Below are 6,862 nucleotides of genomic sequence, written 5' to 3' on the forward strand. Positions count from 1 at the left end.
GTGGGAAGTCGGTTGGGCCGACTTCCCACGCGGTTGGGCGGGCGCCACGGCGGGGCTGGGCGGGGATCGCCGGGCCGGGCCGTCCCAGGGGCCGGGGGTCAGGGGTGGCTGCGGCGGAGGAAGGTCAGGACCTGGTGGTTGACCTCGGGGGCGGCGGCGGTGGGAATCGTGTGGTGGGAGGTGCCGGGGAGGACGGCGGTGCCGGCGTGGGGTACGGCGCCGCGGGTGGCTTCGGCGGCGCGGCGGGAGTCGTGGGTGCGGGAGTCGGCGGCGTAGAGGGCGAGCAGCGGAGTGGTGAGGGTGCGCAGACGGGCGTCGGTGGGGCGGGGGCCGGTGACGACGGGTGAGGCGGGGAAGTCGGCGTAGCCGAGGGCGTAAAGCTCGCGCCAGGCGGGGTCGAGCCCGTGGCCGCCGCCGGACTCCCAGTCCAGGTAGGCGCGGGCGCGGGCCGCGGTGCGGCGGGGGAGGAAGAGGGGGAGCGCCCGTAGCAGGTAGCCGGGGCGCAGGCCGGTGAAGCACTGGGTGGGGTCGAGGAGGGCGAGGCGACTGACGCGGGCGGGCGCGTGCAGGGCGTACTCGAGGGCGATCCACGCGCCGTAGGAGTGGGCGCAGAAGTCGGCTTCGGCGACGCCGAGCCGGTCGAGTACGGCGTCCAGCCAGCCGAGCAGGCCGGGGACGTCGCCCAGCGGCGTGCCGTCGTGGACGCTGCGGCCCGGGTCGCCGATGAGGTCGAGGGCGAGGACGCGGTGGCCGGCCTCGGCCCAGGCGCCGGCGTTGGCGAACCACATGGCGGAGGTTTCGCCGCCGCCGTGGAGGAGGACGAGGGGGCGGCCGTCGGCGGGACCGCAGGCGTTGATCCGGGTGGTGCCGTGAGCGGTGCGGACGGTGAGCGGCTCCACCGGGACGGGCCAGCGGTCGAGCAGCGCGTCGTAGGCGGCGAGGAAGGCAGCGGTGGCGGTGCGGGCGGTGCGGGCGGACATGGCGGGCCTCCGCGGTGTGGTGTGATCGGCGACCGGGAACCACGCCGTGGTCGCTCGTTGAACAAGTATCTCGCTGAGCGAGAGACTACTGCATGCCAGTGCCTGAGGAAGGACGAGAGGGTGTCCGAGGTTGAGGAGCCGATGCGGCTGGTGCACCTGCTGCGCGGTCTGACGGTCGAACTGGATCTGTTCGGCGCCGAGTTCGCGGCCCGCAACGGCCTGCATCCGACCGATCTGCGGGCGTTGATCCACCTGCTGGACGCAGCCCGGGCCGGGGAGGTGGTCACCCCCGGCCGGCTCGGGGAGGCGCTGGGGCTCAACTCGGCCGGGACCACGGGCCTGGTGGACCGGCTGGAGCGGCTCGGGCTGATCCGTCGCGAGCGCGACCCGGGGGACCGGCGGAAGGTCCGGTTGGTGGTGGAGGAGCGCGCGATGGAGCTGGGGCAGGGCTTTTTCGGTGGGCTGATCGCGGACCTGGTCGCGGCGATGGGCCGGTTCGACCCGGCGGATCTGGCGACGGCCCGCCGCTTCCTGGAGGCGATGACGGCCGTGGTGGCAGCCGCCCGGGCAGAGCGGTGACGCCGCCGGGGAGGGGGCGCTGTTACGCGAGCAGAGGGGTGACGCCGCCGGGACTCGGGCGATGCCGTGCGAGTCGGAGTGACGCCTCCGGGGGCGGCGGGTGGGAGGAGGGTCAGGCGGATCCGAGGGCCCAGCTGATCACGGAGAGGGTCGCCATCGAGGCCAGGGTCGACCAGAGCACCGCGTTCCGGGCGAGGTCGGTACCCCGACCGTACTCGCGCGCGTAGGTGTAGACGTTCTGGGCCGTCGGCAGTGCGGAGAAGAGCACCACGGTGAGCAGTTGGTGCGACGGCAGGTGGAGCAGCGGGCCCGCGACCAAGAGGGCGGCGAGGGGCTGGACCAGGGTCTTGACCGCGACGGTCAGCCCGACCTCGGCGCGGTGTGAACGGCCGTTCGCGGGTGGGCGGTTGTGCAGCGACATGCCGAGGGCGATCAGGGCGGTCGGGACGCCGGCGCCGCCGAGCAGTTCGCAGGAGTGGTTGAGTTCGGCGGGCAGGTGCAGTCCGGTCGCCGAGGCGACGGCGCCGAGGGCGGTGGCGAGCAGGATCGGGTTGCGCAGCGGCAGGGTGAGCAGCGCGCGGCGCCCGGCTGCGCCGCTGTCCAGGACGGCGAGGACGGCCGGGGTGACCAGCAGGATCTGGAACAGCACCACCGGCGCCACGAAGGAGGCGTCGCCGAGCACCTGCACGGCCACGGGTATGCCGAGGTTGGCGGAGTTGACGTATCCGGAGGCCATCGCGCCGATGGCGAGTTCGCCGGGCTTGCGCCGGAAGAGCAGGTGGCCCGCGACCAGTCCGAGGCCGGTGGCCACAGCGGTGCCGGCCGCGAAGGCGAGCATCGAGGGGTTGGCGAAACGGTCCAGCGGGGTGCGGGCGATCATCAGGAAGAGTGCGGCCGGCATCGCGACGTGGAAGACGAATCGATTCAGCACGACCTCGGCCTGGGGCCCGAGCAGTCCGCTGCGGCCGACGAGGTAGCCGATCCCGGTGAGGACCCAGATGGGAGCGAAGCCGGCGAGCAACGGGTGCAGGGATGGCATGGTTCCTCGGATCGCTCGGACGGGTCTGCCGGGTTCGGCGGGGGTCGCCCGCCTGGGCGTCAGCGCCCCGGGTGGTGGCCCTGGGCGCCGTGAAGCCCCGGGGCAGTAAACCAGCAGGCGTCCGCCCGGCGATCACGGGCCTCCGACGCGCCGCACGGGCCTACGATGAGCTGATGGAGCACCGGTACCTGACCCTGTCCGAGGTGGAAGCCGTCGCGCGTCGCGCCCACCACGGGCAGGTGGACAAGAACGGGCGCCCGTACAGCGAGCACGTCGCGGCGGTCGCCGCCGGGACGGCCGCCCGCGGCGGGAGCGAGGAGCAGATCGCGGCCGGCTGGTTGCACGACACCGTCGAGGACGAACGGTTGAGCCGGGAGTGGCTGGCGCAGGCGGCGCTGCCGGAGGCGACGAAGGCGATCGTGGACGCGCTCACCCGCCGCCCGGACGAGTCGGTGGAGGCGTACACCGCGCGCATCCTGGACACCCCCGGCGCGCTGTTGGTCAAGCGGGCCGACCTGGCGCACAACTCGGACCCGGCCCGGCTGGCCGCGCTGGACCGGGCGACCGCCGAGCGACTGGCCGCCAAGTACGCGCGGATGCGCGAGCTGCTGGGCATTACCGGGGAGCTGTGAGCCGCGGAGCTGTGAGCCGGGGGACCTGTAGGCCGGGGCGGCGCGGGGCGTGGGCTGAGGAGCTGCGGGCCGGAGGTGTGGGCCGGGCAGCCGTGAGCGGGCGAGCCGCGAAGCGGGAACCGTGAGCTGAGCCGTCGAGGGAGCTGTGACCGAGGCAGCCCCGGGCTGGGGCGCTGGGCACCGGGAACGGGTGAGCCGACCGCGCCCCGGCGGGGAGCGGTCGGCGGATGGGGAACCACGAGAGGGCCCGGGGCCGCGCTGGTCGCGCGGGCCCGGGCCCTCTCGGGTCACCCCAGCGGTCCCTGTCCGACCCCCGGGGTGAGGGGGAGATGGTCAGGGGACGGGTGGAAGCCGGTAAGCCGGTGGTCGGTCGGCTTAGTACCAGTGGTGGGTCTGCCAGAAGCTCCAGGCAGCGTTCGGGCTGCCGTAGCGGGAGTTCATGTAGTCCAGCGCCCACTTGATCTGGGTCTTCGGGTTGGTCTTCCAGTCGGCGCCGGCGGAGGCCATCTTGGAGCCCGGCAGCGCCTGGCCCAGGCCGTAGGCGCCCGAGCTCGGGTTGGTGGCGGTCACGTTCCAGCCGGACTCGTGCGAGATGATCTGGCTGAACGAGGCCAGCTGGTTCGCCGGGACGATCTGCGCGGCGATGGTCTGCGGGGTGGCGGCGTTCGCGGTGGCGGGCAGCACACCGGCGCCCAGGGCGGTCAGACCGGCGGCACCGGCAAGAATCGCGGCGGAAGTACGCATACGGAGCTTGAAAGCGGGCATGAAGAGCAAGACCTCAATCAGGTTGGGCCGGGTCGCGCCCCACCCAGGACCACGGGCCGGACAGGGGCCGTTGCGGTTGCGGGGCGCGACTCGGCGGTAAGCCGTTCACCGGCGGGACAGGAGCCGGTGTGGCTGGCGACGAGAGCAATTGTTGCCAGACCGGATCGGCCCCCGCCAAGACCCCCTCGTTACGATGCGCCGTCGTAGCCGGCGGCATTCCGTGGAATCGAAAGAGTCGGTCGCCTGCCGCTGGGAAACCGCCTCTGAGCTGCGGGAACGCCCCTCGGCGGGCGGCCTCGTGGGCGGTCGGCGCACGCGCGGCGCCTTTCCACTACCGCGCGTCGTAGGCTGTTTTCGCCTGTGAGCGCACTCACCGTTCGGCAGGCCCTGCTGTCACCGGACGGTGCGGTTACGGCACTTTGGGTACAGACGATCTGTGCCCGGCGCCACAGGAATCCGTCGCGAATCGGAGGCGTTCGCTCACCAACCGTCACCGAACGTCGCCGAGCCGCCGGTGCCGCGCCGCCCGGAAGGCGAGCCGTTCGCCTTCGCCGGTGATCGCCAGGGCGTCGAGCGCCGCACCGATGGCGGTTCCCATGCGCTCGCAGAAGGCCTCGGGTTCCTCGGCGGCGTCCGGCAGCTCCGGGACGACCTCGTCCACCAGGCCGACCTCCGCCAGCCGGCGGGCGCCGATGCCCTGGGCCCGGGCGAGCTCGGCCGCGTGGTCGCCGTCCCGGTGGACGATGGCCGAGGCGCCCTCGGGTGGCAGCGGTGCCAGCCAGGCGTGTCCGGCGGCGAGCACCCGGTCGGCCGGGAGCAGGGCCAGTGCGCCGCCGCCGGAACCCTGGCCGAGCAGGACGGCCAGCACGGGGGTGCGCAGCGCCAGCAGGGTGGTCAGGCAGTGGGCGATCTCCACCGCGATCCCGTCCCGTTCGGCCTGGGCGGAGAGCTCGGCCCCGGCGGTGTCCACGACGGTGAGGAGCGGCAGCCCCAGCTGTTCGGCGAGCCGGGCGGTCCGGCGGACGGCCCGCAGGTCGGCGGCGGTGAAGGGACGCTCGTGCTCGGTGTCCTGCCGCTGCTGGCCGACGACCAGGACGGGATGGCCGCCGAGCACGGCGAGGGCCCGGACCAGCGCACCGCCACGGCCGCCGGGCGCGTCCAGCAGGACCAGTTCCCCGGCGGTGCGGCGCAGCAGCTCGCGGGTTCCGGGGCGGTCGGGGCGGCGGGTGCGGCGCACGGCGTCCCAGGCGTCGGGTTCCTCGTCGGGCCCGCCGGCCGGGCCCCGGACGTCGGCCGCCGGGCGCCGGACGTCGGCCGCCGGGCCCGGGACGTCGGCCGCCGGGCCCCGGACGTCGGCCTCGTCGGCGTTCCCGCGGCTGTGCCCATGAGGAGTGGTCCCTCGAGCGTCCCCATGAGAGGGGGTGCGGGTGTGCCCGTAAGAAGGGGTGTCCCCACCGGAGGTGGGAGGGGCCGTGCCGAGGACGGCGAGCGTACGGCGGAGCAGCTCGCGCAGCTCCTGCGGCGGAACCACGGCGTCCACCAGTCCGTGGCCGGCCAGGGTCTCGGCCAGCTGGACGTCCGCCGGCAGTTCCACGCCGCGCAGCTCCTCGTACACCCGCGGGCCCAGGAAGCCGAGTCGGGCGCCGGGCTCGGCGAAGACCAGCTGTCCGAGCGTGCCCCAGGAGGCGAAGACGCCGCCCATGGTGGGGTTGCGCAGGTACGTGAGGTAGGGGAGGCCCGCGGCGCGGTGGGCCTGGACGGCGGCGGTGATGCGGAGCATGCAGAGGAAGGCCGCGGAGCCCTCCTGCATCCTGGTGCCGCCGGAGACCGGCAGGGCGAGCAGCGGCAGGCGCTCCAGGGTGGCGCGCTCGACGGCCCGGGTGACGCGTTCGGCGGTCGCGACCCCGATCGAGCCGCCGAGGAAGCCGAACTCGGAGGCGATCAGGGCGACCGGCCGTCCGTCGATCAGGCCGAGGCCGGTGAGCACGGCCTCGTCCACGCCGGTGCGCCCGCGGGCCCGGTCGAGCGAGGCGCGGTAGTCGGGGTCGGCGGGTGGTCCGGGCACCGGTTCGTCCCAGCTGCGGAAGCTCCCCTGGTCGACCAGGAGCCCGATCAGCTGGTGCGCCGTCGGCGAAGTGCGCGCTCCCGTACCCATGTCCACCCCGTCAGTGATCGTTCCGGTCGGCACGGTGCGTCACTCTATGCGGCGCGGGTGGCGCGATGTGGGAGGGCTGTGAAGGTGTGAGCAGGCTGACAGCGGCGTGATCGGCAGTTCGACGGCGGTCGACGCAAGGGGGGAGCGGACGGTTCGTGGACGGCCTCGGGCGAGTGCCCCCGGGGCCGGGCGTACAGTCGAAGTCGCTTATGAGGCAAGAGAGTTACCCGCTGGTAAAAGCTTGGATCAGGGGCTGTCGCGATTGACCGTGGCTCGCCAGACTGATGGACATGACCCGCACTCTACGCGCGTGGAAGACCCGCGCTGCCGCCGTCACCGCCGTCGCCCTGATGACCCTCGCCCCGGTCGCCGTCGCCACCGACGCGCACGCCGAGGTGAGCGGCACGGTCTGCCTCTCGGTCCTCCCGCCCGAGGCCACCGACACCCTCGACCTGATCGCCAGCGACGGGCCGTTCCCCTATTCCCAGGACGGGGTGGTCTTCCAGAACAGAGAGGGCGTCCTTCCCCGCGAGTCCTACGGGTACTACCACGAGTACACCGTCATCACCCCCGGCGCCCCGACCCGCGGCGCCCGCCGGATCATCACCGGCCAGCAGGACCAGGAGGACTACTACACCGGCGACCACTACGCCACCTTCTCCCTGATCGACCAGACCTGCTGACGGCCCCCGTCGCGACCCCGGCCCCGGAC

Annotated in this window: 7 protein-coding genes; 3 read left to right on the plus strand and 4 right to left on the minus strand. The window is 73.9% G+C overall.

What is annotated here, in order from left to right:
* Positions 1–98: 98 nt before the first annotated feature.
* Complete coding sequence (locus ABT247_RS30340; protein ID WP_350748918.1) at positions 99–980, minus strand: alpha/beta fold hydrolase; 882 nt, start codon at positions 978–980, stop codon at positions 99–101.
* Positions 981–1,121: 141 nt separating this feature from the next.
* Here ABT247_RS30340 and ABT247_RS30345 point away from each other — a divergent pair, with 141 nt between their 5' ends.
* The gene (locus tag ABT247_RS30345) at positions 1,122–1,559 is read left to right on the plus strand and encodes a MarR family winged helix-turn-helix transcriptional regulator (RefSeq protein WP_350748933.1); all 438 of its coding nucleotides are present in this window, start codon (positions 1,122–1,124) and stop codon (positions 1,557–1,559) included.
* A 112-nt stretch (positions 1,560–1,671) separates the two neighbouring features.
* Here ABT247_RS30345 and ABT247_RS30350 read toward each other — a convergent pair whose 3' ends face one another.
* On the minus strand, positions 1,672–2,598 hold the full coding sequence (locus ABT247_RS30350) for an AEC family transporter (RefSeq protein ID WP_350748921.1): 927 nt from the start codon (positions 2,596–2,598) through the stop codon (positions 1,672–1,674).
* 173 nt (positions 2,599–2,771) lie between these two features.
* On the opposite strand from ABT247_RS30350, the gene ABT247_RS30355 reads away from it, so the two are divergent.
* Positions 2,772–3,230: an HD domain-containing protein gene (locus ABT247_RS30355; RefSeq protein ID WP_350748924.1), complete on the plus strand. Its 459-nt coding sequence runs from the start codon at positions 2,772–2,774 to the stop codon at positions 3,228–3,230.
* A gap of 375 nt (positions 3,231–3,605) precedes the next feature.
* On the opposite strand, the gene ABT247_RS30360 is transcribed toward ABT247_RS30355, so the two are convergent.
* Complete coding sequence (locus ABT247_RS30360; protein ID WP_350748927.1) at positions 3,606–3,974, minus strand: aggregation-promoting factor C-terminal-like domain-containing protein; 369 nt, start codon at positions 3,972–3,974, stop codon at positions 3,606–3,608.
* Positions 3,975–4,485: 511 nt separating this feature from the next.
* Positions 4,486–6,183 (minus strand): carboxyl transferase domain-containing protein, encoded by a 1,698-nt coding sequence (locus ABT247_RS30365; RefSeq protein WP_350748930.1) that lies wholly within the window; start codon positions 6,181–6,183, stop codon positions 4,486–4,488.
* 257 nt (positions 6,184–6,440) lie between these two features.
* On the opposite strand from ABT247_RS30365, the gene ABT247_RS30370 reads away from it, so the two are divergent.
* The gene (locus tag ABT247_RS30370; RefSeq protein WP_502892530.1) at positions 6,441–6,833 is read left to right on the plus strand and encodes a ribonuclease; all 393 of its coding nucleotides are present in this window, start codon (positions 6,441–6,443) and stop codon (positions 6,831–6,833) included.
* Positions 6,834–6,862: the final 29 nt, after the last annotated feature.

The organism is Kitasatospora sp. NPDC001539, from assembly GCF_040298565.1.
Taxonomy (GTDB): Bacteria; Actinomycetota; Actinomycetes; order Streptomycetales; family Streptomycetaceae; genus Kitasatospora.

Excerpts from the sequence above, each read along its gene's own strand:
- ABT247_RS30370 (WP_502892530.1), top strand. The coding sequence starts at position 6,441 with ATGACCCGCACTCTACGCGCGTGGAAGACCCGCGCTGCCGCCGTCACC.
- ABT247_RS30340 (WP_350748918.1), bottom strand. The coding sequence starts at position 980 with ATGTCCGCCCGCACCGCCCGCACCGCCACCGCTGCCTTCCTCGCCGCC.
- ABT247_RS30360 (WP_350748927.1), bottom strand. The coding sequence starts at position 3,974 with ATGCGTACTTCCGCCGCGATTCTTGCCGGTGCCGCCGGTCTGACCGCC.
- ABT247_RS30350 (WP_350748921.1), bottom strand. The coding sequence starts at position 2,598 with ATGCCATCCCTGCACCCGTTGCTCGCCGGCTTCGCTCCCATCTGGGTC.
- ABT247_RS30355 (WP_350748924.1), top strand. The coding sequence starts at position 2,772 with ATGGAGCACCGGTACCTGACCCTGTCCGAGGTGGAAGCCGTCGCGCGT.
- ABT247_RS30345 (WP_350748933.1), top strand. The coding sequence starts at position 1,122 with ATGCGGCTGGTGCACCTGCTGCGCGGTCTGACGGTCGAACTGGATCTG.